The sequence below is a fragment of the Vibrio aestuarianus genome, assembly GCF_012395185.1.
In the GTDB taxonomy this organism is placed as follows: Bacteria; Pseudomonadota; Gammaproteobacteria; order Enterobacterales; family Vibrionaceae; genus Vibrio; species Vibrio aestuarianus.
Genome location: NZ_JAAZTU010000041.1, coordinates 1 through 26,749 on the forward strand (window position 1 = coordinate 1; position 26,749 = coordinate 26,749).

At 41.9% G+C, this 26,749-nt stretch carries 30 protein-coding genes and 3 pseudogenes; 18 read left to right on the forward strand and 15 right to left on the reverse strand.

What is annotated here, in order from left to right; genetic code table 11:
- The first annotated feature begins 198 nt into the window (after positions 1–198).
- The 9 genes from HGG78_RS18990 (at position 199) to HGG78_RS16095 (ending at position 9,320) form a co-directional block, all read left to right on the forward strand.
- Positions 199–864, forward strand: coding sequence for a serine hydrolase domain-containing protein (locus tag HGG78_RS18990; protein ID WP_254068232.1), 666 nt, complete (start codon positions 199–201; stop codon positions 862–864).
- Positions 865–904: 40 nt separating this feature from the next.
- The gene (locus tag HGG78_RS18995; protein WP_254068233.1) at positions 905–1,234 is read left to right on the forward strand and encodes a hypothetical protein; all 330 of its coding nucleotides are present in this window, start codon (positions 905–907) and stop codon (positions 1,232–1,234) included.
- Between the two features lie 262 nt (positions 1,235–1,496).
- Entirely contained in the window at positions 1,497–2,393 is an 897-nt protein-coding gene (locus tag HGG78_RS16065) for a LysR family transcriptional regulator (protein WP_172533510.1), read from the forward strand.
- Between the two features lie 88 nt (positions 2,394–2,481).
- Positions 2,482–3,519, forward strand: coding sequence for a linear amide C-N hydrolase (locus HGG78_RS16070; protein WP_172533511.1), 1,038 nt, complete (start codon positions 2,482–2,484; stop codon positions 3,517–3,519).
- Positions 3,520–3,848: 329 nt separating this feature from the next.
- Positions 3,849–4,547 (forward strand): LysR family transcriptional regulator, encoded by a 699-nt coding sequence (locus tag HGG78_RS16075; protein WP_254068234.1) that lies wholly within the window; start codon positions 3,849–3,851, stop codon positions 4,545–4,547.
- A gap of 373 nt (positions 4,548–4,920) precedes the next feature.
- On the forward strand, positions 4,921–5,724 hold the full coding sequence (locus tag HGG78_RS16080; RefSeq protein WP_172533512.1) for a hypothetical protein: 804 nt from the start codon (positions 4,921–4,923) through the stop codon (positions 5,722–5,724).
- A 436-nt stretch (positions 5,725–6,160) separates the two neighbouring features.
- On the forward strand, positions 6,161–7,819 hold the full coding sequence (locus tag HGG78_RS16085; RefSeq protein WP_172533513.1) for an amidohydrolase family protein: 1,659 nt from the start codon (positions 6,161–6,163) through the stop codon (positions 7,817–7,819).
- A gap of 108 nt (positions 7,820–7,927) precedes the next feature.
- On the forward strand, positions 7,928–8,911 hold the full coding sequence (locus HGG78_RS16090; RefSeq protein WP_172533514.1) for a CobW family GTP-binding protein: 984 nt from the start codon (positions 7,928–7,930) through the stop codon (positions 8,909–8,911).
- 103 nt (positions 8,912–9,014) lie between these two features.
- Entirely contained in the window at positions 9,015–9,320 is a 306-nt protein-coding gene (locus HGG78_RS16095; protein ID WP_172533515.1) for a hypothetical protein, read from the forward strand.
- Positions 9,321–9,629: 309 nt separating this feature from the next.
- Here the strand turns inward: HGG78_RS16095 and HGG78_RS16100 are convergent, their stop codons facing one another.
- A complete protein-coding gene (locus HGG78_RS16100) occupies positions 9,630–10,220 on the reverse strand; it encodes a hypothetical protein (protein ID WP_172533516.1) in 591 nt (196 codons plus the stop codon).
- A gap of 125 nt (positions 10,221–10,345) precedes the next feature.
- Here HGG78_RS16100 and HGG78_RS16105 point away from each other — a divergent pair, with 125 nt between their 5' ends.
- Both HGG78_RS16105 and HGG78_RS16110 read left to right on the forward strand, forming a co-directional pair.
- Complete coding sequence (locus HGG78_RS16105; RefSeq protein ID WP_172533517.1) at positions 10,346–11,857, forward strand: hypothetical protein; 1,512 nt, start codon at positions 10,346–10,348, stop codon at positions 11,855–11,857.
- Positions 11,858–12,168: 311 nt separating this feature from the next.
- Positions 12,169–12,804 (forward strand): inovirus Gp2 family protein, encoded by a 636-nt coding sequence (locus HGG78_RS16110; RefSeq protein WP_422108894.1) that lies wholly within the window; start codon positions 12,169–12,171, stop codon positions 12,802–12,804.
- Positions 12,805–12,849: 45 nt separating this feature from the next.
- Here HGG78_RS16110 and HGG78_RS16115 read toward each other — a convergent pair whose 3' ends face one another.
- The 7 genes from HGG78_RS16115 to radC all read right to left on the reverse strand — a co-directional run bounded on the left by HGG78_RS16115 (position 12,850) and on the right by radC (position 17,332).
- Complete coding sequence (locus tag HGG78_RS16115) at positions 12,850–14,196, reverse strand: hypothetical protein (RefSeq protein WP_172533518.1); 1,347 nt, start codon at positions 14,194–14,196, stop codon at positions 12,850–12,852.
- The gene (locus HGG78_RS16120; RefSeq protein WP_172533519.1) at positions 14,183–14,932 is read right to left on the reverse strand and encodes a hypothetical protein; all 750 of its coding nucleotides are present in this window, start codon (positions 14,930–14,932) and stop codon (positions 14,183–14,185) included. Before HGG78_RS16120 ends, HGG78_RS16115 begins: the two co-directional genes overlap by 14 nt.
- A 107-nt stretch (positions 14,933–15,039) precedes the next feature.
- On the reverse strand, positions 15,040–15,375 hold the full coding sequence (locus HGG78_RS16125) for a hypothetical protein (protein ID WP_172533520.1): 336 nt from the start codon (positions 15,373–15,375) through the stop codon (positions 15,040–15,042).
- Between the two features lie 148 nt (positions 15,376–15,523).
- Positions 15,524–15,775, reverse strand: a complete 252-nt coding sequence (locus tag HGG78_RS16130; RefSeq protein WP_172533521.1) for a hypothetical protein — start codon at positions 15,773–15,775, stop codon at positions 15,524–15,526.
- Between the two features lie 177 nt (positions 15,776–15,952).
- Complete coding sequence (locus HGG78_RS16135) at positions 15,953–16,393, reverse strand: DUF2787 domain-containing protein (protein ID WP_172533522.1); 441 nt, start codon at positions 16,391–16,393, stop codon at positions 15,953–15,955.
- 49 nt (positions 16,394–16,442) lie between these two features.
- The gene (locus HGG78_RS16140) at positions 16,443–16,871 is read right to left on the reverse strand and encodes a DUF2787 domain-containing protein (protein ID WP_172533523.1); all 429 of its coding nucleotides are present in this window, start codon (positions 16,869–16,871) and stop codon (positions 16,443–16,445) included.
- On the reverse strand, positions 16,868–17,332 hold the full coding sequence (gene radC, locus HGG78_RS16145; protein WP_172533524.1) for a RadC family protein: 465 nt from the start codon (positions 17,330–17,332) through the stop codon (positions 16,868–16,870). The genes HGG78_RS16140 and radC overlap by 4 nt, the downstream gene beginning before the upstream one ends.
- 148 nt (positions 17,333–17,480) lie before the next feature.
- Here radC and HGG78_RS16150 point away from each other — a divergent pair, with 148 nt between their 5' ends.
- Both HGG78_RS16150 and HGG78_RS19000 read left to right on the forward strand, forming a co-directional pair.
- Positions 17,481–17,666, forward strand: coding sequence for an AlpA family transcriptional regulator (locus tag HGG78_RS16150; RefSeq protein ID WP_172533525.1), 186 nt, complete (start codon positions 17,481–17,483; stop codon positions 17,664–17,666).
- 76 nt (positions 17,667–17,742) lie between these two features.
- On the forward strand, positions 17,743–17,937 hold the full coding sequence (locus tag HGG78_RS19000; RefSeq protein ID WP_254068235.1) for a ribonuclease H family protein: 195 nt from the start codon (positions 17,743–17,745) through the stop codon (positions 17,935–17,937).
- A gap of 558 nt (positions 17,938–18,495) precedes the next feature.
- Here the strand turns inward: HGG78_RS19000 and HGG78_RS19005 are convergent.
- A pseudogene (locus HGG78_RS19005) lies at positions 18,496–18,816 on the reverse strand (IS110 family transposase); the annotation flags it as partial.
- Between the two features lie 247 nt (positions 18,817–19,063).
- Between HGG78_RS19005 and HGG78_RS16160 the strand changes: the two are divergent.
- The gene (locus tag HGG78_RS16160; RefSeq protein ID WP_172533526.1) at positions 19,064–19,819 is read left to right on the forward strand and encodes an enoyl-CoA hydratase-related protein; all 756 of its coding nucleotides are present in this window, start codon (positions 19,064–19,066) and stop codon (positions 19,817–19,819) included.
- 125 nt (positions 19,820–19,944) lie between these two features.
- A complete protein-coding gene (locus HGG78_RS16165) occupies positions 19,945–21,045 on the forward strand; it encodes a linear amide C-N hydrolase (protein ID WP_172533527.1) in 1,101 nt (366 codons plus the stop codon).
- Positions 21,046–21,320: 275 nt separating this feature from the next.
- Here the strand turns inward: HGG78_RS16165 and HGG78_RS19315 are convergent.
- From HGG78_RS19315 to HGG78_RS16190, 6 genes and pseudogenes are all read right to left on the reverse strand, one after another.
- Positions 21,321–21,494 (reverse strand): annotated as a pseudogene (locus HGG78_RS19315) (IS91 family transposase); the annotation flags it as partial.
- Between the two features lie 76 nt (positions 21,495–21,570).
- A complete protein-coding gene (locus HGG78_RS19010; RefSeq protein WP_338326149.1) occupies positions 21,571–21,729 on the reverse strand; it encodes a transposase domain-containing protein in 159 nt (52 codons plus the stop codon).
- A gap of 168 nt (positions 21,730–21,897) precedes the next feature.
- Positions 21,898–23,354: pseudogene (tnpC, locus tag HGG78_RS16175) on the reverse strand (IS66 family transposase).
- Between the two features lie 228 nt (positions 23,355–23,582).
- A complete protein-coding gene (gene tnpB / locus HGG78_RS16180; RefSeq protein WP_172533528.1) occupies positions 23,583–23,822 on the reverse strand; it encodes an IS66 family insertion sequence element accessory protein TnpB in 240 nt (79 codons plus the stop codon).
- Positions 23,819–24,139: an IS66 family insertion sequence element accessory protein TnpA gene (tnpA, locus tag HGG78_RS16185; protein WP_172533529.1), complete on the reverse strand. Its 321-nt coding sequence runs from the start codon at positions 24,137–24,139 to the stop codon at positions 23,819–23,821. Before tnpA ends, tnpB begins: the two co-directional genes overlap by 4 nt.
- A 225-nt stretch (positions 24,140–24,364) precedes the next feature.
- Complete coding sequence (locus HGG78_RS16190) at positions 24,365–25,003, reverse strand: hypothetical protein (protein WP_172533530.1); 639 nt, start codon at positions 25,001–25,003, stop codon at positions 24,365–24,367.
- A 405-nt stretch (positions 25,004–25,408) separates the two neighbouring features.
- Here HGG78_RS16190 and HGG78_RS19015 point away from each other — a divergent pair, with 405 nt between their 5' ends.
- From HGG78_RS19015 to HGG78_RS19025, 3 genes are read left to right on the forward strand one after another with little or no spacing between them, the layout of a single operon-like run.
- The gene (locus tag HGG78_RS19015; protein WP_254068236.1) at positions 25,409–25,699 is read left to right on the forward strand and encodes a hypothetical protein; all 291 of its coding nucleotides are present in this window, start codon (positions 25,409–25,411) and stop codon (positions 25,697–25,699) included.
- A 14-nt stretch (positions 25,700–25,713) separates the two neighbouring features.
- Positions 25,714–25,917: a hypothetical protein gene (locus HGG78_RS19020; RefSeq protein WP_254068237.1), complete on the forward strand. Its 204-nt coding sequence runs from the start codon at positions 25,714–25,716 to the stop codon at positions 25,915–25,917.
- Positions 25,914–26,747: a 3-hydroxyacyl-CoA dehydrogenase NAD-binding domain-containing protein gene (locus HGG78_RS19025; protein ID WP_338326150.1), complete on the forward strand. Its 834-nt coding sequence runs from the start codon at positions 25,914–25,916 to the stop codon at positions 26,745–26,747. The genes HGG78_RS19020 and HGG78_RS19025 overlap by 4 nt, the downstream gene beginning before the upstream one ends.
- Positions 26,748–26,749 lie beyond the last annotated feature (2 nt).

Sequence of the window (26,749 nt, forward strand, 5' to 3'; positions counted from 1 at the left end):
CTTCATTATACTCACTCCAGTTCGCTATCTTCTTCTTCGACTTACCCATAACAACACCATGCTTCTACTACATGGGATCAGATCGCAGGACTGAGAAAAGGTTCCAACTGATTTAGTCAACAACGCCTAACCACACTAACATCCGCACTTGCGTCAACTTCTGTTCACGCCAATGTACCAGCAGAACACCCACTGGCTATGTACCTAAATGCGCAGGGTGCATCGATTTGCTTACCTGTTACTGCAGCGAAACAGTCTTTTTATCTTGATTTCGTTCAGGGCGCCTACGACAGCTTCCATGCGCAAATGGGAGGCGACCATGCACTTTATTACATGATCAACTTCAGCACTGTGATGTGCACTGATAATGTTAATCCAGCGGCAAAGCAAAAAATATTGGCAAGTAATATCAACAACGAAATCGGTAACATCACTGTTAAAACAGACAGCGAAGGTGAACTGAAAATGGATGACTACTTCGTACATCCAACCTTCCGTCACCAAGGTGTCATGATGCTCCACAAAGGTGAAGTAGTATACGAAGCCTACCCAGGTATGAAACCAACAGGTTCTAATATCTGGATGTCATCATCAAAAACTCTAACGGGTCTCATCACTGCAATGCTGGCAAAAGAAGGCAAGCTAGACATGAGCGCTTCAACTACCAAATACGTCCCTGAGCTTAAAGGCACAGCATGGGATAAAGTGACTATCCTTGACTTAGTTAACCATACTGCTGGCCTAGACCACGAAGAGAACAACACGTCAATTCTCGATCCAGAAGGCGTATTCGTGCGCTTCATCAGCTCAGCACTTGGCACCACTGAACGCTGCGAAACGGTAGGAACATGGCATGACGTGTAAAAAGATGTAAAACCGCTAGAAAACGAAAAGCTGGGATAAAGTGGCACACGAGCAAGTCGTTACGCCTAAGCTACTTGAGCGCATTCGCTCAGCAGGCAGCGCAGACGCATTTGTAGGCGGCCGTAAAGAAGATCAGGCTGTGAGTCTATTTGGCGAAAAACCAATCAAAGGCGCTTACCAGCTCGACTTCATTTTTGAAGACGGTGCTATGTACAAACACGGTAACTCTGGCCAAGGTATCTACATCGATCCATCGCGTGACTTTGCTGCCGTTTACTTCGGAGCAACACCTTATGTGCCACCATACGGTGAGATCAAAGCACCTGCTTACTTCCGCAAAGTGGTAGAGCAGTTAGGTTGCGTAAAATAAGCACATAAATTTATCGGAATAAGACCAAAGCCTAAGCGGAAACGTTTAGGCTTTTTGTGGTTTAACCAGCCACACTAAATAGGAGAACGCATACGGAATAGAAATGCTATCAAATATTGTTAGCGAAATATTGGTGGGAACGCCAAAATATGGAAAATAAATAGCGTGACATAGTTCAAATTAACATAACTCTGTTTAATCTCTTTCAATTATTAAAACGCATAATGAACGATATTAACGTTCATTTTACTGGAGTAGGGGTATGTTTTCTTATGAGTTACTGAGTTCTTTTTGTGCTGCCTACGAGGAAGAGAGCTACAGTCTAGCGGCAAAAAAAGTTGGCAAAGACCGGACAACGATTCGTGAGCAAGTAAAAGCGTTGGAGGATACTTACGGAGTTGAGCTTTTCTTCATCGAAGGGAAGCGAGTTAAACCCACAAAGAACGCGATACATTTATATGCTCATGCTAGGCATCTTGTAAATAGTTCAGATAAACTTCATAGTGCTTTCAGATACGTAGAAGGAGGCGGGCCGCTTAAATTAACGATATACCATGACTCCGGCTTGTCTAACGTTTTAGCCCTAAAAATCGAGCAAGAGCTTTCTCAGACATACCCTCAACTAAAAACTAAATGGTCCCACACAGATCGGAACGATGCATTCCTAGCATTGCAAGGCAATATGAATAGCATTGCATTTATGCCTCATTTAAATGCCAGCCACCTACCACCCAAAGCCATAAGTTATTCGCATATCGGATATGGAAAGTTAGGTGTTTATGTCGGGCGAAAGAGCAAACTGAGACATATCGAGAATTTGAGCTTTGGTGACCTCTCGCTCGAAAAACAGTATGCATCCGCGGACCTGATTAATTTTTCTCCAGATCTTTTTACCGTCTCCTCCCAAATACATGTTGTTAGTAACAATGACATGTTATTTGAAATGGTGAAGTATGCGGGCTGGGTAGTAACCCATAGAGAGCTTGCCGAACCATATGCTCAGCGCGGGGAACTCTATGAAATTGAAGTTGCAGAGCTAAGCAACAGTGCTAAGTTGGGACTATCAATGTTTTATTCTGTGGATTTAGAGGACAGCCCTGTCGCGGACTTAGTTAAGTCCATCGCAAAAACACACTACGAAGACTCTTTGAGTTTATGAACGAATATAACGTCCATAATGCATTTTAATGTACCACCATTCCTAACTTAGGATATCTCTGTAACGAGAAACAATTAAGGTAAATAAAATGAAATCAAAAGTATTGAATGCAACAATTTTCGCTTTACTCGCTGCAGGGACGACATCAACAGCTTCCGCATGTACACGTGTTGTCTGGGACACCGCAGAACACGGGACATTTGTTACTAGAACCATGGACTGGTTGGAAGCAACCTCTCCCACGCTAAGAAACATTCCCCGTGGCACAGAGTACAGTGGGCATTTAGAATTCAATGTCTCTCAGACTTCAAAGTATGATGTTACGGGAATAACTACTTATGGCATGATTACCAATGGTGTAAACAATGAAGGCCTCAGTGGAAATACATTGTTTGACGACAATATGGATGCGGCAAAGGCAAGCTCGTTTGATGATATTGGCGTCGCTACCTACCTTACACATATCTTATCTCAGTTTGCTAACGTATCTGATGTTGTTAAATTTGTGCAAGCCTCTCCTGCAGTGTCTGAATCAGTGCCTGGAGTACCTACGGATATTACGCTTCATTACAGCTTCCAAGACGTGCGTGGTGACAGTGCCATTGTTGAATTCCGCGATGGAGAAGCAAGAATTTGGCATGGCTCAGAATACAATGTAATGACCAACCAACCAGATTTCGACGTGCATTTAACCAACATTGAGAGATCTCAACGCGGATGGGGGAACAAAGATTCACAAAGCAGCCAAACCCGATTAATGACGGGAGGAAATATTAACGCAGAAGACCGTTTTATTCATGCCAGCTATTTTGCTCGTCACTTAAAAGAGCCAACAAGCGTGCGCAACGGTGTCGTAAAATTAGATGGAGTTCCTTTTAAGATACCTCATGATGCACCAAACCGTCCATTGAACGGTGTAATGCTTGGCTATGCGACTGAATACACTGTTACTGAGCATTTGCAATCAGGTGAGACAATGGTGAGATACCAGTGGGGTGATACAGCTTCTCAGTTCACATACAACGTGAAGCAAATACAAAATTCTGGTAAATCATTGGATTTTAGTATTGATACTGATGGCTTGCATGGCGATATCACTCAAGTAGTAGTGAACTCTGTAAACTAATTGTTCTAGGGTTCCAAACAACTCAGATATTTAGCTTTGTTGGAACCCTTATTACCTCTGCCTGATTGTTCCTGAAGAACCCCCTAATTTTAATGCAGCTTTCAGCCACTATCACCTGTGTTACGATACTCTAACCCAGTGGCTTTAGACTTTGACTTACCTTCATCACCACCCTTCTGCAAGCCAGTGTCTTATACATATATAACTAGAAGGTTGCTCCATGATCTCAATTGAACAGATTCACGCGTTTACTCTGGTTTATCAACACGGCTCATACAGCGCAGCGGCGCGTGCTGCGCATAAGGAGCGCAGTACAATGGGAGCAAGTCGTGACCTTAGAAGATATTGTCGGGGTGATGCTGTTTCAAATTGAAGGACGAAAGGCAAAACCCACCGATGCGGCGCACCAGCTCATCTCTCGGGCAACCAATTTAAGCAAACAAGCCAAAGGTTTTGAGTTAACGGCTTTCTCCTTGCTTGATGAGCCACTAGAAAAGCTAATCGTAATGCATGACGAACAGATCCCAAGTGACTGGATGAGTTCTGCCATCTTAGAGATTAAGCAGCAGTTCCCTCAACTGACCATTGATGCCATCTGTGCGTCAAGAGAGCACGCTTATGATTGCCTTGAAAAGAGCGAATGCCATATAGCGATCATGGTCACAGAAGACTCACCTAGAACTCAGGCTCAAATTGATACGCACTATATTGGTAATCTAGCCCGTGGTGCCTATAGCAGCCCAAAGTCTCCTCTCGCCAAGCAAGATATCGTGCCGATTGAGCAACTGAGGCTCGAAACCCAGTTTGAACTGCCCCAAACGAAAGAAGGTGACTTAGGCTGCTTTCGCGTCTCAAACACGATCGAGAAAATAAGCTCACTCTATCTTGCAAGTGCTCTGTGGACCCTATGTGGTTGGATAGCATTATCCTGTTCGTTGGCAAAACCCTTCGTTGAACAAGGTCTTCTCCAACCGCTAACCTTAAATAATGCGAGGAGTTTGTCTGTTTTTTGGCTTAACCAGCAATAATAGAGACGAAATTCGCTTTGCGCTAGATTGCTTTAATCAACATGCTCATCCGTACTTAGCTTGAATCAAATGCCGGCCTACTCAGCCAGGCTTATTATCTCCGCAAACATCACAAACTGATCTCCCATAGAAAAGATGACCCGTATCAACAAATCCCCTATTGTCCTAGCCAGTTAATCAATTGACCTAAAATGCAAAGCGAAAGGTGAGCTCACTTGGTTTAATAACCCTACAAACTGGATAACACAACGCGTAAGAGGTGAGTACCTATTACCTCATGCATGTCGTCATATCCTGTTCAAATCAAGAAATGGCAAGGACGCACCTTCCTCTAAACGGATTGATTTTGGGGGAATAAACATAAGGTGAAACCATGAATAAAGCAACGCTTACCACTACGTTACTCCTAGCACTTTCCGGCACTGCCATTGCTTCGGAACAAGCGCAAGAGAGTGAAGTAATTAACCCTTCTGACTTAACCCGCGTTTATACTCAAGCCGCCGTCTTCCTAGATTCCAATGCGGACGTTCGAATGTCAGGGATGATGACTGGCGCATGGTCTGACGAGATTCAATTTGCAGGCTTTGCTGAAGGTACATTTGGCAACGATGATGCGAAAGTTGATGGCAAACATAAGCTTGGAACCGACTACCAGAAAGGTCGCGCGCAGTACTTTCAAGTCCATGCGCTAGAGAACTCTTTGCTTCCTCGCATTGGTTTCTCAACAGATTTGATCCACCAAAACGGCGAAGCGGGTACGGCTAAAGATTCTGGTTTAAAAGATACTACTTTGTTCTCAGCAGGTGTGATTGGTCTTATTAATCCAGCATACACTTTTGGTGCTAAAGTTTTCCCTAACATCGCTTACACAACGGGTAAAGTATTTGGTCAAAGCGCAGATGGCTACATGCTAAATATGTACCTAACCAAAGAGATTGGAGACTCGGGCAGCTTCATTCAGTTTTCACCTGAGTACTTCAAATCTGAAGGTGATGTGGTATCGATGGAATCGAGCAAGCTGAATTTCTTTGTCAGTGCACCAACTCGTTCTGACCGTACTCAATGGTTAATGACGCGTTTTGAATACGGCTCAGCCGATGTCGTTTTGCCTGACGGCACTGAAATAAACAATGACCCTGAGCTGCGTGTCGAAATCGGCATGAAGTGGTTCTTCTAATTAATAGCCTAAAGAGAGTAGATTTTATATCAAGCTACTCTCTTTATTCACAACAAGGCACATTCAGCGATGCTCAATACCCATGTTGCCATTTTAGTCGTTTTCATTCTTGTGCTATCGGCACCTATTACATTTTCTCGGCTAATTAACCACTCCATGAGCCCAACCAATATTGAAAGAGGGTTGAGCCAAACTGAGTTAAACCATGTTTACACCTTACTGTTCGAGCGTTGAGCATCATTGTTCTCGCACTACTCAGGTAAACATCATTAACCCAACAGATAATACAAAAACCATGATCATAAAACGCCCTGAACTGACAGATTTTGTCACTCTATTTCAAGAAATTATTGTTCAAGTTAGGGATGACACAGTAAAAACTTTCCCGAAAAATTAACAATATTGATGGGCTTTCAACCATGATAAGGAATACGTAATGACTGAGAAAAATGTAACTGCGGTTGATGCAGTAGAAAATGAAAATACAGTAGACCACGGTCGTCGTAATATGATAGCAACCCTGGCTGCGGGCGCTGCAGTTGCACCTTTCATCTCAATAGCAGGCGAGTCTAGCTCTACAATTGATAAGAAAGTAAAACTTATGCCTAACGAAAAAGGTCCATTCGATGTGGTTATCGTTAACGGTCGTGTAATCGATCCTGAGACGCGTTTGGATGCAGTACGTAATGTTGGTATTAAAGGTGGTCGTATTGCGGCTATTTCTGATAGAGAATTAATGGGTACTAAACGAATCGATGCTACAGGTCTTATTGTCGCACCTGGTTTCATCGATTTGCATGCACATGGTCAGCAACTTCCTGCTGCTTGGATGCAAGCATTCGATGGTGTGACTACAGGACTAGAGCTAGAATCAGGTATCCTGCCTATCGATATGGCTTACCGTGATACTGCGGCTGAAGGTCGCCCCATCAACTACGGTTTTGGTTCATCTTGGGCGTACGCTCGTGCAATGGTTATGCAAAAAGAACTGCCACCAGCTAATGGTAAAATTTCTTGGTTTCAAACTGCATTTTCATACAATGGCTGGCAGAACTCTTTGCCAAACGAAGAAGAGCTTGCTGAAATCATCGATCTAGTCGACCAAGGTGTTAAAGAAGGTGCGCTTGGTATTTCTATTAATGCTGGTTATGCGCCAGGTATGGGGCGTAAAGAGTATTATAAGCTGGCTAAGTTGGCTAAACAGTACGAAGTGCCTACATTTACTCACGACCGCTACATGAGTGTACTTGAACCACAAAGTTCATTTGAAGCATTAGGTGAGCAAATTGGCCTAGCAGCTATCACCGGTGCTCACATGCACGTATGCCATATCAACAGTGTCTCAAACCGTGACTTACAAGCTGGTACTGATCTTCTGAAAGAAGCACAAGCTAAAGGCTTACCAATCACAGTAGAATCATATTCTTATGGTGCTTTCTCAACGGCTATCGGTGCTGAGTTTATGCGTGGTGACGATTGGTTAGCGCGTTTTGGTAACACTGACTACGGAACAGTGGAGCTTGAAGGTAAACCAATGACCAAACAAAGTATTCTTGATATTCAAGAAACAGCACCTGGTTCAGTCATTAACTTCCACTTCCTAAGTGAAGACACTTCTGAAGTGGATCAAAAATTACTTGATTTAGCGGTACTGTATCCAGAAGGTGCAATCGCTTCAGACGGTATGCCTTGGATTAACAGTACCGGTATCCTAGAAGGCGATATTTGGCCTCTACCAGAAGATGCGTTTGCTCACCCACGGTCAAGCGGCTGTTTCTCTCGTTTTGTTCACAAATGGATTGTTCAACGTGAAGCAATTTCATTAGTCGATGGTCTAGCGAAAACATCGCTAATTCCAGCTGAAATTATGGGTGATGGAGTACCAGCGATGAACAAAAAGGGTCGTATACAAGTAGGCTGTGATGCTGATATTACTTGTTTCGATTATAACACTATTAAAGATAACGGTACCTTCACTAAACCGAACCAAACGGCAAGTGGTCACCAGTTTGTCTTAGTAAATGGTCAAACTATCATAGAAAATGGTGAGCGTATTGGTACTTCTCTACCAGGTCTACCTGTACGTCGTAGCTAAACATTCGTTGTTAATAAATAGGGCAAGTTTTTTACCCAATTTATGTTTCCTACTGTTTGTTTGCAATTTTGTTTTAGTAATTTTCGTTGCGATAATTTAGAGGTAAAGATGAATACAAAAGCCATTCCGGTCACCGTTCTTGCAGGATTTCTTGGTGCAGGTAAAACGACGCTACTCAACCATATTTTAACCAATTCTGGCAGATCCAAAATGGCAGTAATTGTCAATGACTTTGGTTCTATTAATGTGGATGCTGACTTGGTTAAGTCAGAAGACAACACTTTACTTACATTAGAAAATGGATGTATTTGTTGTAGTCTTGCTGAAGGTTTGGTTGTAGCCGTGATGCGCATATTAGCTCAGCAGGGTGATGAAAGGCCGGATCATATTGTTATTGAAACCTCGGGTATTTCAGAACCTTATGATGTCGCTTCTAAATTCAGCGAAGAAGACTTTAAAGAAGCTGCTCCATTGAATGCGATCGTTACCACCATTGACGCTGAAAATGTGCTTTCATTGAATGGGGTCATGGGTGACTTAGCAAAACAGCAAGCGCAGTTTGCTGATATTGTATTGGTTAATAAAACCGATTTAGTTTCTGCTGAGCATTTGGCTAAAGTACATGCCTGGTGTCGTGAACAATCACCATTGTCAAAATTGGTCGACGTACAATATTCAAACGTTGACTTGCCGATTATCTTTGATGTCGAAACCGCTATGGTTGAAACGCAAGAGCATACTTATGATCATAAATGTGGTGAAGGCTGTGATCATAAAAGCCATCAGGCTGAGAAAAAGCATCACTTTGAAACTTATAGCTATCAAACTGATGCTCCAATTTCTATCGAAAAAATCTATCCATTGTTAGAGCGTTTATCTATGGATATTTATCGTATGAAAGGCATCTTGAACCTAGTCGAACGCCCGGATCGACAGTGTGTGTTCCAATGTACAGGTCAGCGTGCGACAGTAACTGTCGGCGACGAATGGCCAGAAGGGAAGACTAGAACTTCTTCTTTGGTCTTTATTGCGCCAACAGGCACAATTAACTTCGATGAAGTGGTTGAAGCTATAGAGCGTTTAATAAATTAATTTTCAAAAAACTGCCAATGGAATTAATGCCGATCATTTAAGAAAACTTGAACGATCCTGCCATCAGCAGATAATCCCCATTAACAATGTTGATGGTTTTTTTATGCTTGAACAAGAATTAGCAATGGCGCATAAGACTATTGAAGATACGGGTCGTTACGAATCTGTTGTTAACGCCATTTTAGGGGGGGTACAATTTAGCTTGATAGATATAGAAAAGCACAAGAAGAATGAGGCTTATTCGCGTTCAGTAAGCTTTTTGGATGGGATTGTGAAAGCTGATTCAGGCATGGAGTACGATTGGACAAGAACCAAGCTTGCTGCATCTATTTTGAATTCAGTAGAAAATGCACGTCATTGTCGTTTTGTCATTGAGCACCTCATTTATGGTGGAGACTTTACCACCTAATTTGGTGTCCGGGATCATTAGACCACTACACAGCCCGCCATTGGTAGGGTCTTGTCCTACATACGCGATTCATCTACTTTTTAAAATCCCTATAAACTGTCCCATCTTAACGAATCAATCACGTTAAAAAGCACGGTGAACTGGAATATTCACCGTAAAGTTAATTGTTAGAGTTTTGAGGAAAAAGCTCAGGCTAATGAACGGCACTGTAAAAGAGTGAGCAATCCATTTTTAAATCGTAAATCTAAGCACACTCTATTTTCTTTGGCGCTGTTGGCAGTGACCTCGATTAACAGCTCCCTGACTGGTTTACAACGTCTCCGTGTCTCCCGGCACTGACTTTTTTAACTCCAGTATTAACAGTCTATTTTCTTCTTTTAGGCTCTTAACCTCCTCTTTAAGAGAGTTGTAATTTAGTACCTCACTCAGAAAGTCAAAGTTCTTATTGAACTCATTTTTATTGGGTTTACTTTTTAATGTTTTTTTCAAAGATTTTTGTATTTTGAACAGTTCATGGGCGTTGATTAATAGTTCCTTCACTACTTCTGTTTTAGCAATACCATAAGTTTTAGATAAAAAGCTTAACGATTTTTGGGCTTCAGAGCTTAATGATAAGGTTACTTTGCTTTTCGAATTTTGGTGGCTAGCCCAAGCACTTCTAAGGAGGTTTATCCTATGTTTATCTTCACTGGTAATACTTCCTTTACTGGCCCAGTTTTGTAAAAACTTTTCACAAAAAGCCGTATTACTACTATCGATTAGGCCAACGTATTGCTCTTCTTGATATACATATTCACGAATCCATTCTCGACTATCTGCATAAGTTCTGAACCAATCAGCTACATGCCTATCTTCTGGGACAAGCCATTTCATTCTTTCTTCGATAGTTTTTTTACTCATGATTTTCATGTCCAAATGTGCCTATGATATTTGACTGTAACAACTTAAAACCGTATTTTAAAGTGGTTTTATTGTAAGTTGTTTTATCGGGTGTTGAATTTTAAACAGGGTGTTTGTAGTGAATTATGGATTTAGTTAATGAGTTGTTGAACCAAGATTTTGAACTTTCACCAGAGTGTCGTTTTGTATCTCTTGCTCTGCATTTAGATTCAATACGAACCTCAAATTTATTAGTGGATATATCGGCATCTCGTTTAAAAAATGACTTTGGTGTTTCACATAAAACAGCACAAACGGTCATTGAGCTATTTAAAGAAAAAGGTAGGGGCAGAGTTGGCAAGACCATTAAAAGTGAAAGGCAGTTCATATTCAATCTGGATTATCTTGAAAGGTTTTCGTTCGAAACAATATGCTTTAGGATAAAATTAGTAAATCAGCTGCTTTCCTTAGAAACACGATTAAAAATCGAAAAATTTAAAGATTCAGAAGGAGGTTTTAAGCTGAGAAACTCCAATTTGCTCTTGATGATCATTTTTGTACTGCATTCTAATGAAGTCGGTTTCGTTCGAAACCTGACAAATAAAAGAATGAGGGAATTGATGGGGGGGATTTCTGAGAGTCGTTTAAAGTCACAGTTAGAGGCTTTGTCTAAAGTTGGCTTTTTAAAGGCAATTGGAAGAGGAGGCTCTTTTCGTTCTTACTTTGGTAAAATGAGCAATAGATACTTTATCGAGTTGTATCATCTACCTTTTGGTCGTACACCCAACCCCTCGTGCAAAGACACGACGTTAATAAATAACGTTGAGTCTCTTACTTATGAGATACCTGAAAAGTTCTTAAGGTTTAAGTTCGAAAGTGAACTAGAGTTACTGAAAATCGATTTTGATTTTGAGTTTCCTTTTAAAGTGGCTTTTTTGTTCGGTGCGCTAAAACTATCTAAAAAGAAAGAGAAACGTATTCTTGATTTCCCTGTAGCTCAATTGGACCCAGAAGCATTTAATGGCCTTTTACAGTTTCATTTACCGATCATGGGGCAAGTTGAACGTGTGGTTGTTTTCATTTTGGAGAATTATTGGAATCAAGTTCAGACTCTTAATCATGAGCCCGTTGATAATACTTCATTGGAATTGGTGTCAAAGACAATTTGGGATGATGAGCGCTTTCAAAAGAACATTGATAGTGGGGCTATGTTTTCCGATAAGTACCGAAACGAAAAAGTCGGGGAAGCAAAGAAGTCAGATCAGCTAGAACCTGAAAGAGTATTTTTAGGGAGAGTGATTTTATATCTGTCTTTGAATTTAGCGTCTTCATTACAAACGATACTCATTGAAAAATGCTTGGTTACAAATGGACTTAGAAACATCAACGTAATTTTGTATGACTTGGAGCCATATAATTCTGACAAGCTTGGTATCTATCTTCCTTCTTTTGGGTTGTCATGTGGCTTTTACTTTGATTCTAAATTCTTTTTTGTACATTTGAAGCATATAACTAAGACAAAGGTCCAATGCTTCGCAGAGCTTGATGCATTAGTAAAGTCTGACGAAAGTACCGATTACCAATCGTTAAGAAGAGAAATAGTATTCCCAAATACTGTAAAATATGAGCTGATAATTGAGTCTCATCCATTACTTTAGTAGGAATTCTAGAGAGGTGAGGGTGTGGTCGCTTGGTACTTAATTTCAGAGTGGCCTCAATTGCTTGAATCTAGAGTTTATTACTCAAAATTGATTGAGTTGTCACGTTGGCATCATCTATTTACGTTAAAACCTAGAATGGAATGGTTCGAACGGGATATTTTCTTACCTCGTTATTGCGGTATGGTAATAATTACGCATATACCATTCATCAACTTACCCTTACCAAACACAATTCAATAAAGATACTCACCTTATTAAATAACAACTCCCAATCATCCTATACCAGAGACATTCACCCCAAAGGTATAATGATGAAAAAACTTAAAACCACGACCAATGATACATTCAATGGGTTGCCAATCTTAGAACCAAAAGGTGGTTTAGTTCTTAGCTACCTTGATAAGCTGTATGACACGATTGATAAAGCCGTTACACAATACCCTCGTTCGACAGCCATTAGAGTAGACTTACGTTTAGCGAAGTCTTTATTGTTTGATGACTCTAGTGCCATAAAGAACTTTATCGCTTCGCTGGATGCTCAGGTTCAAGCTGATCTCAGTCGAAAAAAAAGGAGAGGTCAAACTGCTCGTAGTTGTAAGGTTCGATATGCTTGGTGTAAAGAAAGAAGCACGTCATTGAGTCACCATTACCACCTTGTCTTGTTATTGAACAAAGACGTCTACCATTCTCTTGGAAGGTTTGATCAAAAAGGCAATTTATCAGACATGATAAAGAAGGCGTGGTGTCGAGCGTTGGATATCAAAGCCAATGAAGGTGATACCTTAGTCCACTTCCCAGACAACCCTACCTATTGGTTAGAGCAAAAGTCAGATAAATTCGACCAACAGGTGGGGAACCTGTTTAAACGGGTCAGCTATTTGGCTAAGGTTGAGACCAAGCAATATGGGAATAGATCACGAAGTTTTGGGTCCTCTCGAACTTAAAAAAAAGAGGGCAAACCATCGCCCTCATTTAATCCTTCTAAACAATTAAATTTGAGTGACGGTTTGCATCTTAATAGCCGTTATTGAACTCACTTCTTTTTCCGTTGTAGTACCAGCGTCAAAGTTGATGTAGTACTCGGTAAAGGTCCCACTTGGATATTGATAGAACATCAGTTCATTATCGCTGACGACGGCCATTCGTTCATTGGCATCGAGTTTAGTACCACTAGAGGCACCGATTGTCGTTGTAGCGGGTTGGCTAAATTCAGCCTTACTGATATCAAAACGCATGAAGCTAGGCAGTGCATTATTATCATCTGCACTTGAGTACATGCAGTACAGTGAGGTTTGGCCTGCATTGGCTACGTGGCCACTATGCGCTTTAGAGGGTTCGAGTTGTGTAATGGTTTTGGTTGTGTCATCGAACTGATACACAGAGCAATCTGAATGCATTTTATAATCACTACGGACCACACTCATGGAGGACGGTCTGTACCCATTGGTGGTCCATAGAGCATCGGTTTGGTCTAAGGTAGTTCCATTCAATGTAAGCTCTATAAGTGCATCATCGGAATCTCGAATTACATAGAGTTTATCTGCGTATAGAAATGGAACAGACAACAGTGACGTATCGTAACTAAAGTTGTGCTCCGTACCGTCTGGCTCTAGCCACGTTAAGCTATCGCCACTCCAAGGAACAGTGACAATATCACCAGTTGATAGAATGACGTTATTTCTGAAGTAATCATCAAAGACTTTAGAAATGGTAAACGTCCCATCAACAAGTTCGGCTTTATGAAGGCTGAGTTCATCACTGTGTCTTAAGTAAATACGCGTGCTATCTCCGTTGTGGGAAAAGCGTGTGTTGGTGACCCAAGCCTCATGTTCAGCTTCGACCTTCTTATAGATAGGAACGCCGCTCTCGACTAATGGATAAAGATCACCGGTATTTTTGTCCTGTATGAGGGTGTAACTGCCTTCGTACACCACGTCATCCACGGTGACGATGACATTACTCATGTTGATTGCGGAATAGGTAGTATTTAGGTCGACGATCATATCGATAGTTGGAGTCGCAACACTCTCAGTATTATCGCCTTTAAAACTAATCGAGCTTACTTCACCGCTTTCAGGGTTCTCATAAACGTATGCACTTTGTCCGTCATCTAAAGGCGTATTGAACATAGCTGCTCTAGAATATGCACGATAGCCAGTCAAATCGTGAGCGCGAGGCTTAAAGGTTTGAAAACCATCATTAACAACACTCATGCTTGATATTGAGTGCGTTGTGTCTCTGGGTGGGGTATTGCTATTGGAGCCCCCTCCACAAGCTGTCAGAGCTAAAGCAATAGAGCTGATGAGAGTTGTCCTGAGTAACTTAGTATTTTTCATGATCATTCCTTGTGTGGTTGTTTGAACATTTGTCTTTAAGTGTTGGTTCTCGTTTAGGTGTAATGACTTCAGATAGTGAAAACCCCTTTGGGTAGGTAAACCCGAATGTGCTGATGTAGATGTCTTGAATTTGATTGAGAGGGATGGCGCAAACATGGCTTTCGAATTGGTAGATCAATTGAAGGGCTTCACTCTCTAACACAAGCCCAAGTGGACAGACATACTGGAGAGTTTGTTCGCTGTTGAGATGGAGGCGAATTTCACGCTGGTAATAGATGGCTAGACAAAGCTTGTCAAAAAGAGCTTCGTCATAATTTTCTTTCTGATTTATTAACGTGTATCGAATATCAATACGTGGACCTTGGTTGTGGTCCATTAGCAAAAAGGGTGCAAATGCGCCGTGCATACTTGGTAGATAACTTTCAGGAAGTGCTGCTTTTAAACTCTCAAAAGCAAACTCAAGAAGTACAGATTCTTTAGGGCCCATGAATACACCGGGCTGGGGTCTTCGATGATAGCTATAGGGCAGGGTTCTATCGTCTTTTTCAATATCTAGGTAATCCGTCAGAATATTCAAGCAGCGTTGTACGGTACGTTTCGAACGCTTAATCCCAGTACTCGCTAATCGTTCATGAATTTCACTAACTGTAACTTTTCGTTGAGTCGGTATGTGGGAGTAAATTTCAAATACTAACTCTATATGCTCGATGCGTTGTCGGTTTGGTTTAGAAGGCATGGGACCACCAAAATTTAAACGTGATCTATCGCCTCATCACTTAAAAGTGATGAGCTAAAGAATCAACTTGATTAGGGATCGGCTGGTGGCCACACAGCCTGGTGCAATTACTTTTTGTAGTTAATGACGAGCTTCTTAGCTAAAGGGTACTTAGCTATTTCATAATCTGGTTTTCTCGTTGCTAAGTTATGCGCCGATATTGCGGCAGCTGAAGCTAATCCAAAAATGACAGCAGGGCCGGAAGCCAAGGTGGCAGCCATCGTTGTAGAGCGACCTGCTGTGTATATTCGACAAGATAGATTTTGAGCCTCTATAAATCGCTCAATCTTTTTCACCGTTTGAGAGAAGTTTTTTACCCGAGTTAAGGTGAACGACTCATTTCGTTGGATTAAAGCGATGAGCTCTTCATCGTTGGTATGATGCAGTACATTACTTGTGGTCATTGTGAATCCTTAGTTGGGTGTCTATGAACCATCACCGATGGCATTAGGATAAGGATGGGTGAGACAAATAACGTCTCACTCAAATGGCGGATAATGATTATGTGAAATGGGCTGTATATTTGAATTTAAATGACCTCGGGAAAGGCCATTATTTATCTTTTGCTGCTTCTATAATTTCACTCAGTAGATAACCTCTGTTCATCAACTCAATAGTGGCTAAGAGCCGTTTTAGATGGGCGGAAGAAAGGCGTTGAACGAATTCAAACAGTTCGTGATCTGAGCTTTGCTCTACCTCCTTTTTAAAGTGCTGATACTGTTCATTAAGGTAATGACAACTCGCGAGAGCGACTCTGATGAGCGCTTTTGTGAGCTGCTCTTTTAATGGGGAGATATTGGGCATGATTGTTATCACTTATCGGTAATGTCGTGATAAGTCGTGGGATGGGAGTCAATGACTAAAAGTCACTCAGGCCTTGCTACATATAGGGTTAGCTCTCTCCGAAGCACGACTTTTGGATGGCAGTAGTGGTCCGGTGCCTTTGTATCGTGACATAGATCCGGACGGGTTGTTCTCTCATTACGAAGTGATAGATATAGAGTCATACGCTTCCATATCGATGTAGTTTAAGAAGTTATCCTGCCAAAGCTCGAACATCTCTACTGCGGAATAGTTACCCTTGATTGGGCTCCATCCTCCGAACTCTGTAAAGAAAGCTTGGTCGCGAAAATCAAAGTCTAGACATCGCGCCAATTCTGGATACACATTCCCAGCGTAAGCAAAATCGGTGATGTATTCGACATTCCATAAATCATTGGAGATCTGTGTCATCGCGATTTCAACAGGGTGAAATCCACCAGTGTCTGAGCTGTATGAACTATCTCGAAAGTTGAACGTCAGGTAAGTACTTTGGGCTATTGACTCATTCTGAGTTAATTGTTGTTGAAAATGGTTGTTTAACAGTGCGTGAAGTTTGTCTGACACAGGTAAACTGGATGGGTGAAAGAGCAGAGTAGACATAATGATGCCTCCTTGAATTTAGGTGAAAGAGTGGGGTGATTGGTTAGCCTTAGCGGACTTGAGTGAGTTGTATGTCATCGAAGACATGCTGAGTTAAATGCTCATGGAAAGCGCACATCCAGGCTTGGAACACTTTTGTTGTGACAGGGTGGCTCAGGCTCGCTGCTCCCGCATCTGGTTGATAGCACCAGTGATTAAGTAGGTGGAAATAGAGATACACATCGAGTGAGTCGGTGGCTTGGTCTTGATAAGTGAAATTGGCCACAAAAACCAAGCTCCAATCAGAGCGTGAATTCTTCCGCTTTAACTGAATTTCTACAGGGGCGACCCCTTCCTTTGTTTTGTAGTAGCTTGTGTTTCGACAGTTGAGTGCAATGCGTGTCGTGTCTTTAGAAATCGAGTAGCGAGCGATAGTTTGCTCTAACTGCTGGTGGAGTTTGCTATTGAGGGTGATGTCACCATAGTGTTTCTTAATCATAACCAGCCCCTTTCGGCAAATGATGTGCATTGTTCCCCGACAACAATATGATCCAGAACTCGAACATCAATGAGCGCCAAAGCATCTTGCAATCTCGTCGTGATACGCCTGTCTGCTTGGGACGGCTCAGGATCGCCTGATGGATGGTTATGAGCAAAGATAACCGCCGCTGCATTCGCCTTCAGAGCAGTCTTTACTACCTCCCTTGGATAGACGTTTGCCGCATCGATCGTCCCTTGAAACAACTCCTCAAACTCAATTAATCGGTGTTGGTTATCTAGCAACATGACGGCGAACACTTCGCGTTCACTGCCACCTATCTTAAATCGCAAATAGTCTCGGGTAGCTTGTGGATTGGTAAATACATCTCCTCGTACATAACGATCTTCTAATATCTCTGCTGCCTTTTCTAGAACGTGATGCTCTTGCTGTGAGAGTAGTGGTGGTGAAAGTGTTCTCATTTTGGTTCTCCTTTAATCAGGCTTTAGGTCATTCACTTTAATGACATATACCTCAAAAAGGTTTGAATCCGAGTAAGCCGAACCAGCCTCATTTTTTTTAACACGAACTCCTTATCCCATGAGGACCACAGGCATAGGAGAACGTCCCATGAGATTTTTAAAGCTAAAAGAAGTGATTGAGAAAACCGCATTAAGTCGCTCGGCGATATACAGAAAAATGGACGAGGGTGATTTTCCTGTATCGGTAAGCTTGGGAGATAGGGCGGTTGCTTGGGTAGAGGAAGAGGTGAATAACTGGATGGAAATGCGCTTGGCTCAAAGACCAAACCAATAAGACTAAATTAACGCCACTGCACCAATTAAGGCATTACCTAAATGGTAGGCCAAAACTCGAATAAAGGAGCAATACTATGAACGAAGAAAACTGTGCAATCTATATCGGTATCGCGACATCAAAAGGAAACGCATCAAACCTACAGGGTGGGGTTGGTCTCAGTGTTTATAACTACGATGGGCAGTTAGTTGACGAAAATAATCTATTAGTTGGTGAGATTGCCGATAGCGCAGAGTTAGAGCTTATCGCATTGATAGAAGCCAGTAGCTAACCGTCATTTATGGCAACAGGTCGATATGCATCGAGCGAGCAAGTTTGTGGAAGTAAGGCGAGCACATAAGGTCTGGGACTTTGAACAGATGGGGAGATCGGCGGATATGGCAAGGGAGGTGTTTTAATTGTCAAATTGGGAACCGCCGTGTTAAATACGAACAAGCCACACTGAAAGAGTGTAGCTTGTTTAGTTTAGATATGGGTGTTCATTAATTATTGGTTGTGACGTTACGTCTTTAGAGGAGCCTGTTGCAGTAACTTCATTTTGGATGATATGTATTTTTTTGATCTCATCTGCACTTAAGTGGCCATCATCTTCACGCATGTAACCGAACATCTTGACTAACATAAAACTTGTAAGAAGCAATATAAGTAAAGCGAAAATTAAAAGGTTCATCGCGGCTTTCCGGGTAAAGCCACTTTTATGAGGCTGTAACAGATTCTGTGTAACTGCCAATTGAACAAACTTACTGGGCTAGGTATACCTGAAACTTGTTGTATTGATTAAGAAACACACGCAACGGTATAGCTCTATCTCTAAATTTAATTACGCAACATGAATATCAGGTCTCGAATGAGCTTCACAAATGGCTCTTGCATCATTAGCATCCTTCTTTTGTCGACCGACGAATAGCTTAACATTTTGTGCTGTTATGAGTGAGATCTTAAAAGCAAGCCCTAAAAAGACTCGTCCCCAATAATGTGATGACGCACATGACTCCATAGCCGGTGGGGTATTATCTGTAAGTTGACGGATTGTATGGGGCAACCTGTCTCGATGAACTTTAGGGTTTGACGAGATAGTTCCGTTAATATTCAATACGCATACTTGAAAGAAATTCTTGGCTAGGTCGATGCCGGCAACTTTAATGGACATGGTTGTTACTTCTGCTTTTAATTGCTGTACCTTTAGTGTGGTACAACAATGCTAGAAGGGAGGTGCGTCCATCACATAAAAGCCGTGGGGAAATCGAACACAACAAACTAAACATTGGGCATTTTAGGTCAAAAGCTTGACAGTACAGGACGTTGTGCAGAATTGTCGAACGCCATCAAGTACATAATAACCATCACGTGTTTTAATCTATATTCGAATCTAAAACTTTGCATACTAACAAGGAGGAATGATGTCACCTTTTATTTCTTATTCTACAGAGTCGTTTATAACCACTATGACCATTAATCGCCCTGAAGCCAAAAATGCGATCAATCAATCAATGTATAAATACATGGCTGGAAAAATAAATGAATGGGCATGTGATAAAGATACTCGTGTATTAGTTGTTACTGGGTCTGAACATATTTTTACGAGTGGTAATGATATTAACGATTTCATGATAATGGCCGATGGCGCTCCTGATGAGCATTGTGGTGAATTTATGAAATCCATTATTCGATTCCCTAAACCAATCATAACTGCGGTATGTGGACCAGCTATTGGCATTGGTACAACATTGCTTCAATATGTTGATTTTAATTACATTTCAAAATCGGCATTCTTCATGACACCATTTGTGACACTTGGTTTATGTCCGGAATTTGGTTCATCAGTAAAACTAGAAAGTATTATAGGAGTAAGAAAGGCGCGCTCAATGCTGTTAGCTAATGAAGCAATGACTGCAAAAGAAGCGGTTAAATTTGGATTTGCAAATGACATTTGCGACTCCCCACTATCAACCGCCTTATATAAAGCCAAACAACTGGTGGCTATGGCGCCAGAATCTATGATTCAGACTAGATTAATGTTGAATCATAAACAAGAAGATATATGCAAGCTAGTTGATTTAGAAAATAGGGTTCTACTAGAAAGATTAAAAAGTCGCGAATCTAAAGAAGCAATCAGCGCTTTTATTGAAAAAAGAAAGGCCATATTCCATTAATTTAACCTGATTAACACTAAATAATAGCTCCGAATTGTAGGTAATCATTTTGTATCCCTTGTTGAGCAAGGAGTAGTTAAGAAATATACCTAACACATTTAACAACTCTGCCTTTGGAGGCAAACATGACATTAAATAAATTATTTAAAACTGCTTTAATAGCTGCGGCTATTACATCGGCTTCGGTTTCTGCGTGTACTACTTTTGTTCTTAACTCAAATGATGATGCGGTTGTGTACGGTCGAACAATGGAGTGGGGAGCCTTTGACCTCAACTCTCGCCTTGTTGTAGTTCCTAGAGGTTACAAGTTCGCTGAGTCAATTGATGGCTATAATGCGATAAGATTCCAAACCCAATACGGGATAGTTGGTATTGATGCTATTGATAAAGATTTTATTACCGATGGAATGAATGAAAAGGGCCTCGTTGTTGGCGTTCTTTACCACCCTAATACTGCCGAATATCAGGAGTTTACCCCAGATGCAGCAAGCAAGGCGATCAGCTCTCAAATGCTAGCGAATTACATTTTGGGTCGATTTGAGACGGTCGAAGAAGTGGCTGAGGCTCTAAAGGATATTATTGTTGTTGATAAGGCTGAGGAGGCCTTTTCGGGCTACCCTTTGCCGCTTCACTGGACCGTTGTTGATGCTAATAACAATCGAATCGTTGTTGAGTACTTAAACGGTGAGTTATCAGTATTCGAAAACCCACTTGGCGTGATGACCAATAGCCCATCATTTGATTGGCACATGACTAACGTTCGCAATTATCCTCAGTTACAACGTGAGGCACATCCATCATTTACCCTTAGCGGTCATGAATTTACGAATATCGGTGGCGGTACAAACTTGATGGGTATTCCTGGTGATTACACTCCTCCATCGCGCTTTATTCGCGCAGTAGCGTACTCACAAACGGCCAAAGAAACAAAAACGGCCAGCGATGCGGTTTTGGAATCATTCCGCATTCTAGATAGCTTCAACCTCCCTCTTGGCTCTGCTGAGGGGGGGGCGGTATCGCCAGACTACTTAAAGGAAGCTCGTTCATCAACGATGTGGACCACAACTGCGGACGCAACAAACCTCAAATACTACTACCACACTCAATATAACCGCCAAATTCGCATGATCGACCTTATGAATACCAATTTTAGCGGTAAAGAGATTAAGCGCTTTGCTTTAGACGAAAGCAAAGAGCAACCAATCATCGAAATAAAGACTAACTAAACTGTTGGGCGCGGTTATAGTGTAAGTTCATGCTTAACTATGGGAAGAGTATTATATTGGTGGATGGCGTCCGTATTTTAGATATCCACGATGAGTTTCAATGCACCCTTGAAGGTAAGGGACCTCAATGATTCCTTACCTTTAGTAGCGGCTTAATTCGCTTCAGAATGAGTGAGTGACTGACCTAACTCCTACCCAATAATTTCAACGCGAGTGTTTATTGAACAGTTTCCGTCTGTTTTCGCAATTTTAGATACACTCACCCTACGAAAGGTCTAAATTGATCTGATTTGCGATTGACCCAGGGCATGATTGACCAACTCAGACAGCAGCTCTTCTGCTCTAAACCGAAGAAACGTTAAACGGTGCCCACAAAGAATGCATTTAAACGGGTTAACCCTCACATACCCTTTCAGCATGGCGGCGTAACCTGGCATTTCAGGTGTATCTGTCGTTCTCCAAACGACACCATCGACGGATAGAAGGTTTAGTCCACACCAAGTTTCGAAGTTAGACGACTGATAGCTATACGCTGTCATCTTCTATAATACTTGCACCTCCTTTGCCTAATCTTTGTCTCGCTTGAACAACAGCACTTGGCGCAACAAAGCGTTGTTTGTCTGGCAGGACAATATCGAGTTGGTTAGTGATATCCCAAATAGATTGTTGACGAAAAAGACTCACTCCTACAACGGACCAAAGTACAGCCTATAAAGGTAAACTGCGTCCCCTGTTTGTTCGAAGCATTGCTGAATCAGGTCCGGGCTAAGAATGTCAGAATATCTATCAAAGTGATGAAAGGTATTACATGATCGAAAAGCATTCGCCCCATGAATCCAAGGGTCGATATAGCTAGTGTTTGAAGTTCCAAGGTAGTCGTGCGTCGATATCTGGCTTATCTTTCACTAGCTCCTTCATACACTTGACCATGTAATCGTAGAGGATAAGCCCATTGGCTTTTGCGGTCTCGACTATGCTATAAACCATCGCACTCGCTTCAGCTCTATTAGAATTGGTCGAGAAGAGCCAGCTTTTCTGCCAATGACCAGCGGTTTAATTGCGCGCTCTGCGCGATTATTATCGATAGATAAGTGACCGTCGTCGATATAGCTAATGAGTTTTGGCCACTGACCAAGCGTGTGTTTTATAGCTTTGCCTAGCGGACTCGACTCCATCACCTGCTGAGTTGTCATCTACTCGTAAAGCTCATCGAGTATTGACTTGGCGAGCGTTTGACGCTCTGCTTGTCGTTTTTCGGCAGAGGTACATTTTAAGCGTGATTCTATTCCTTAGAGTTTTTGGATTTTAGCCAGGGCTTTATCTACCTTACTTACCTTTGCCTTGAAACTTCTTAGCATCCATGAACTTACGCCGTGCATGAGCCAAACAACCGACATTGGTCACTTGGTGAGGCCCATTATAGGCACCATACATTGATTTGTAGATTGCCACTATAGTCACCCAAGAAGGCAACAGGGCAAGCCCTCGCGCGCCTGTTCTGGTATTCGTACGAGGCGATGTTTTTTACATTCGGTAACGTAGCTTCTGGCGAGTCTGCGCCCGAGCAGTAGAGTGACATCTAACGCTGTTTATCTTCCTTGAGTACATTGAGTGGTGTTTCATCCGCCTGAACCACCACTTGCTCTAGTAGGTGCTCTTTCAGACTGCGTAGAGTGGTACGAACTTCTCACTGACTTGGATAACCCACCGTGCCATGGTGGTTCGTGATAGCTCGATACCCGACTGAGTAAACAGCGATTCTTGGCGATAAAGTGGCATGCGTATTGGTATTTTCCAAGGATGATATTAGCAAGCTTTCTGTAGGGGTAATGCTTTGCGGCGCTGGTTTTTGAACGATGCGGCTATTGTCTTCTGTTTTCTCGCACTGGCGGCCAGCATACTTAGGGCGAACGTATTCCAGTACTTTGAGTACCGCAGGTGTGAACTCCAGTTTTTCGCATCGGTCTTCCCCGATTTTATGCAGACTATGGTTGCAGCAAGAGCACTGCTTTTCATGGTCGCCTAAATCGAGTTCGATAACCTCACGAGGTAAGGTCTTTGGAAGTGGCTTACGTTTTCCGCGTTTCTTCGTTGTGGTGGTTGTCGCCCCTCAACTCTTCTTCCTTAGCTGCTTCAATTTCCACTTCGTTGAAGAGCTCACCTTGAGATTAATCATAAGGCTTTAACGCCTCCGAACGTTTAGCGAACTAACGGTCGAAGGCTAGCCTGAGTTGTTCAAGTAATGATTAACGCTCTTGTTGCCATTGTGATTCCTTCTGCTCTTGCGAGACCATCAGGGCTTTCACCATCGCTTGTAGCTCGGCAATATCTTGACTTTCTGGGGTGATATCTGGCGCCTTTCATGGTAATGATTGTACTAAAATTATGCCGTTAACGCTTGGTATATAGGGCTTTATTATCAATCAAGTCATTTTGAAATCGTTTATTCTGACGGGTTTATGACCGATAATCGTGAAGCCAGAAAGCTGTCTATCAAGCTCGAATTGGGTGAGGGTAAACACCTTATTTTTCTCTTTTTAAGGCCACTTATACTTGGCTTTTTCGAAGTGCTTATACCAGAGGACGAAGCCTGTTTCATCCCAATAAAGTACTTTTATTTTGTCGTGCTGTTTATTTGTAAACAGGAACAGTGCACCGCTGCCAAGTTGTAGTTCTTTGTTACTTTCGATTATCGCGGTAAGGCCGTTAATGGATTTTATGAAGTCAACACTCTCACGGTAAAGGTAAACCTCTGGAGCACTGAGCATGCGCTTCATGATAAAGCCCCAATGAGTTCAGCAAGGTACGTGGCAGGTGTGCCTTGAGGGGTGCTCAGTTCAACTTCGTTGACAAGAAGTGTCATGTTGGCTGTTGCTATCTGATCCGCCTGGTATGTTGTTGTCTTTTCGACGATTTCGGTTCGCACAAAGCCAATGGCCCCATCTTGATGCTTGCAGTTTAATTGTTGACGCTTTGCATGGAAAGTCGACAAGTACAGACCATTTGTCTCACAAAAAGCACGTTGGGTGATATCTCTATTCTCATAACGTTCGAGAATTGATTGCCATTCTTGGTTGGTGCGTCGTTTTGCCATTTCAAGTCTCCTTTAGGTTGGAGAGTTGATTTTATTGTTAGGGCTAGACGATTAAAATGCAGGGATTATGACGCGCTTACTTCGCAAGTTGGCTTTCTAAATACATAAAAAATCCGATATTAGTTTCCTAATATCGGATTTTGAAGCCTTTTGAGGATCTGTCAAATAATCTCACAAATCTCTTAACTGATCGGGATTACCCGACTCACGACTACTTTCTTTTTGTTAAATGACATCTATAGCAATCACAGAACTCAGTTGCTTATCATAAATTACAGAGTATGTTTTACCTGATTTTATGAATACAATAATCTCAGCGTTTGAGGCCACCATTTGTCCTGAACTATCCGTAAATGGCAAGTCATCATTAAGCTCCCAATAACCGTCAGAATCAAACTCAAGATATCCACTGTAAGTTATTGAATTAGAGGACGTGAAAGTGAAATGACTACCTACCACATTCCAATCTGGAGCTATGTTCACTAACGACTCTGAGGTGGTTTTGTTTAGGATTACACCTAGCTGTTCACTGTTGGCGGTATTCCCAGAAAAATCAACTCCGTAACTACCAGTTTGAATAGTCCAACTACCAAGAGCACCTTCTTTGTATTGGTTATAATCAATCGAGTTTGGAGTTTGTGAAAACGACAAAGGAACAAAGATAATGTTGGATACAAAATCAATTAAAAGAAAATCCCCCTGGTCATCATTTGCTATAATCGCTGAGTTAACATTATTAGTAGATTCATTTATATATATACCTTCAAATTGGTCCGATAACTCAGTAGGACTATTATCATCTGAATCATCAGTGCAACCAAGAAGCGCTAAAGATATAAGACTGATACCAATTAATTTTTTCATTACCTCTCCATTTATAACTAATTTTAATCATTAACTAATAAAATATATTTGTGTTTTCTGAGTTGCCATTGTTCACCTCGCTAGTGATTGTAGATTGTCCACATTTAACTCAGTGTTTAAAACTATTGGCGCAGACTACTTTATCAAAAAATGAATTTTATTGCATTTATATGAACCTATCATGAATTTTGTTTTAATTTTCAATTAAAACAAAATTCATGATAGGCATAACAACCTTGTGTAAAAGGATTCCCATCCGCCCAGACCTTAGGACAGGGATATTGACGGCCTCGGATACGGCTTTACAGTATGGCTTATACATGCCTGGTTTACCTGAAGTGAAGTTAGGTATTATGCCTGGGTGGGGTAACGCTACTACCGCGATTAATCGGTACAGATACGGTTATGACCTGGTTAACGACAGGCAAGAACTTCAAAGCTCAGCAAGCGCTTGCTGATCATGTTATCGATGGTGTTCTGACTGGAGCTGCGGATAAGTACGTTAACCAAGCTATAGATCTACTGAGCAGCGCAAATGCTGGCGATTTGGATTGGCAAAGTAAGCAAACAGAGAAGCATAACGAATTAACGATGAATGGTTACGAGTTAGCGATGTCAGTCAATGTGGCTCGCGGTATGGTTGCCAAGGCTGCGGGACCTCACTATCCAGCGCCAAACTTTATTCTCGATACATAGAGAAAAGCGCTAGGTTGAACCGTGATGAAGCACTAGCAGTCGAAAGACAAGTTATCTTAGCTTGTGTGAACAGTGGTGTTGTCGATGCGTTAGTTAATGTGTTCTTAAGTGATATGGTAGTAAAGTCGACTGCTAAACGTCACGCTAAAGAAGGTGAAAAAACCGAAGAACTTGCTGTGATTGGCGCTGGAATCATGGGGGTGGTATTGCTTACGTGACCGCAGATAAAGGTCTTGATGTAGTGATGAAAGACATCAATAAAGCTGGCCTAGAACTGGGATTGAGTGAAGCCAGCCAACTGCTTGGTCGGCAAGTTAAACGAGGTAAAAAATCGCCTCAACAAATGGGCGAAGTGCTTAATCGAATTACTCCAACGTTACATGAATGCACGTTGGAAGGTAGTGATCTAATTGTCGAAGCAGTCGTTGAGAACCCAATCGTGAAAGAGAAGGTCTTGGCTCAACTCGAAAAATCAGCGCCGAATGCGGTTATGGCATCAAATACTTCGACATTGATGATCGGTGGACTAGCGTATTCGCTTGAAAAGCCAGAAAACTTCTGTGGTATCCATTTCTTTAACCCAGTACATAAAAAGCCATTGGTTGAAGTGACTCGCGGTGAGAAGACTTCAAATAGCACCATCGCCACAGCGGTAAACTACGTCTTACAACTAGGTAAAACTCCTATTGTGATCAATGATTGCGCGGGCTTTTTAGTTAATCGTTGCTCAACGCCTTACTCTCTCGCATTTAACCAACTGGTTGTGGATGGCGGTAATATCGCGCTCATTGATAAAGTCATGAGCAAAGGCTTTGGATGGCCGATGGGGCCTGCAACGTTACTTGATGTGGTTGGTCTTGATACAGCTTCGCACTGTGTTGATGTTATGGATGAAGCATTCCCTCAACGCCTTACTAAGCCGAAAGTGAATTTAATTAAAATGCACAATGTAAACGGTTTACTCGGTCAAAAATCCAAGCATGGCTTCTATCTCTATCAATATGATAAACGTGGCCGCATAAAAGCATCTGCAAGTGAAGAGAGTTAAGC

Excerpts from the sequence above, each read along its gene's own strand:
- HGG78_RS18990 (WP_254068232.1), top strand. The coding sequence starts at position 199 with ATGTACCTAAATGCGCAGGGTGCATCGATTTGCTTACCTGTTACTGCA.
- HGG78_RS16065 (WP_172533510.1), top strand. The coding sequence starts at position 1,497 with ATGTTTTCTTATGAGTTACTGAGTTCTTTTTGTGCTGCCTACGAGGAA.
- HGG78_RS16070 (WP_172533511.1), top strand. The coding sequence starts at position 2,482 with ATGAAATCAAAAGTATTGAATGCAACAATTTTCGCTTTACTCGCTGCA.
- HGG78_RS16080 (WP_172533512.1), top strand. The coding sequence starts at position 4,921 with ATGAATAAAGCAACGCTTACCACTACGTTACTCCTAGCACTTTCCGGC.
- HGG78_RS16085 (WP_172533513.1), top strand. The coding sequence starts at position 6,161 with ATGACTGAGAAAAATGTAACTGCGGTTGATGCAGTAGAAAATGAAAAT.
- HGG78_RS16090 (WP_172533514.1), top strand. The coding sequence starts at position 7,928 with ATGAATACAAAAGCCATTCCGGTCACCGTTCTTGCAGGATTTCTTGGT.
- HGG78_RS16095 (WP_172533515.1), top strand. The coding sequence starts at position 9,015 with ATGCTTGAACAAGAATTAGCAATGGCGCATAAGACTATTGAAGATACG.
- HGG78_RS16100 (WP_172533516.1), bottom strand. The coding sequence starts at position 10,220 with ATGAGTAAAAAAACTATCGAAGAAAGAATGAAATGGCTTGTCCCAGAA.
- HGG78_RS16105 (WP_172533517.1), top strand. The coding sequence starts at position 10,346 with ATGGATTTAGTTAATGAGTTGTTGAACCAAGATTTTGAACTTTCACCA.
- HGG78_RS16110 (WP_422108894.1), top strand. The coding sequence starts at position 12,169 with ATGATGAAAAAACTTAAAACCACGACCAATGATACATTCAATGGGTTG.
- HGG78_RS16115 (WP_172533518.1), bottom strand. The coding sequence starts at position 14,196 with ATGAAAAATACTAAGTTACTCAGGACAACTCTCATCAGCTCTATTGCT.
- HGG78_RS16120 (WP_172533519.1), bottom strand. The coding sequence starts at position 14,932 with ATGCCTTCTAAACCAAACCGACAACGCATCGAGCATATAGAGTTAGTA.
- HGG78_RS16125 (WP_172533520.1), bottom strand. The coding sequence starts at position 15,375 with ATGACCACAAGTAATGTACTGCATCATACCAACGATGAAGAGCTCATC.
- HGG78_RS16130 (WP_172533521.1), bottom strand. The coding sequence starts at position 15,775 with ATGCCCAATATCTCCCCATTAAAAGAGCAGCTCACAAAAGCGCTCATC.
- HGG78_RS16135 (WP_172533522.1), bottom strand. The coding sequence starts at position 16,393 with ATGTCTACTCTGCTCTTTCACCCATCCAGTTTACCTGTGTCAGACAAA.
- HGG78_RS16140 (WP_172533523.1), bottom strand. The coding sequence starts at position 16,871 with ATGATTAAGAAACACTATGGTGACATCACCCTCAATAGCAAACTCCAC.
- radC (WP_172533524.1), bottom strand. The coding sequence starts at position 17,332 with ATGAGAACACTTTCACCACCACTACTCTCACAGCAAGAGCATCACGTT.
- HGG78_RS16150 (WP_172533525.1), top strand. The coding sequence starts at position 17,481 with ATGAGATTTTTAAAGCTAAAAGAAGTGATTGAGAAAACCGCATTAAGT.
- HGG78_RS19000 (WP_254068235.1), top strand. The coding sequence starts at position 17,743 with ATGAACGAAGAAAACTGTGCAATCTATATCGGTATCGCGACATCAAAA.
- HGG78_RS16160 (WP_172533526.1), top strand. The coding sequence starts at position 19,064 with ATGATGTCACCTTTTATTTCTTATTCTACAGAGTCGTTTATAACCACT.
- HGG78_RS16165 (WP_172533527.1), top strand. The coding sequence starts at position 19,945 with ATGACATTAAATAAATTATTTAAAACTGCTTTAATAGCTGCGGCTATT.
- tnpB (WP_172533528.1), bottom strand. The coding sequence starts at position 23,822 with ATGAAGCGCATGCTCAGTGCTCCAGAGGTTTACCTTTACCGTGAGAGT.
- tnpA (WP_172533529.1), bottom strand. The coding sequence starts at position 24,139 with ATGGCAAAACGACGCACCAACCAAGAATGGCAATCAATTCTCGAACGT.
- HGG78_RS16190 (WP_172533530.1), bottom strand. The coding sequence starts at position 25,003 with ATGAAAAAATTAATTGGTATCAGTCTTATATCTTTAGCGCTTCTTGGT.
- HGG78_RS19015 (WP_254068236.1), top strand. The coding sequence starts at position 25,409 with ATGACCTGGTTAACGACAGGCAAGAACTTCAAAGCTCAGCAAGCGCTT.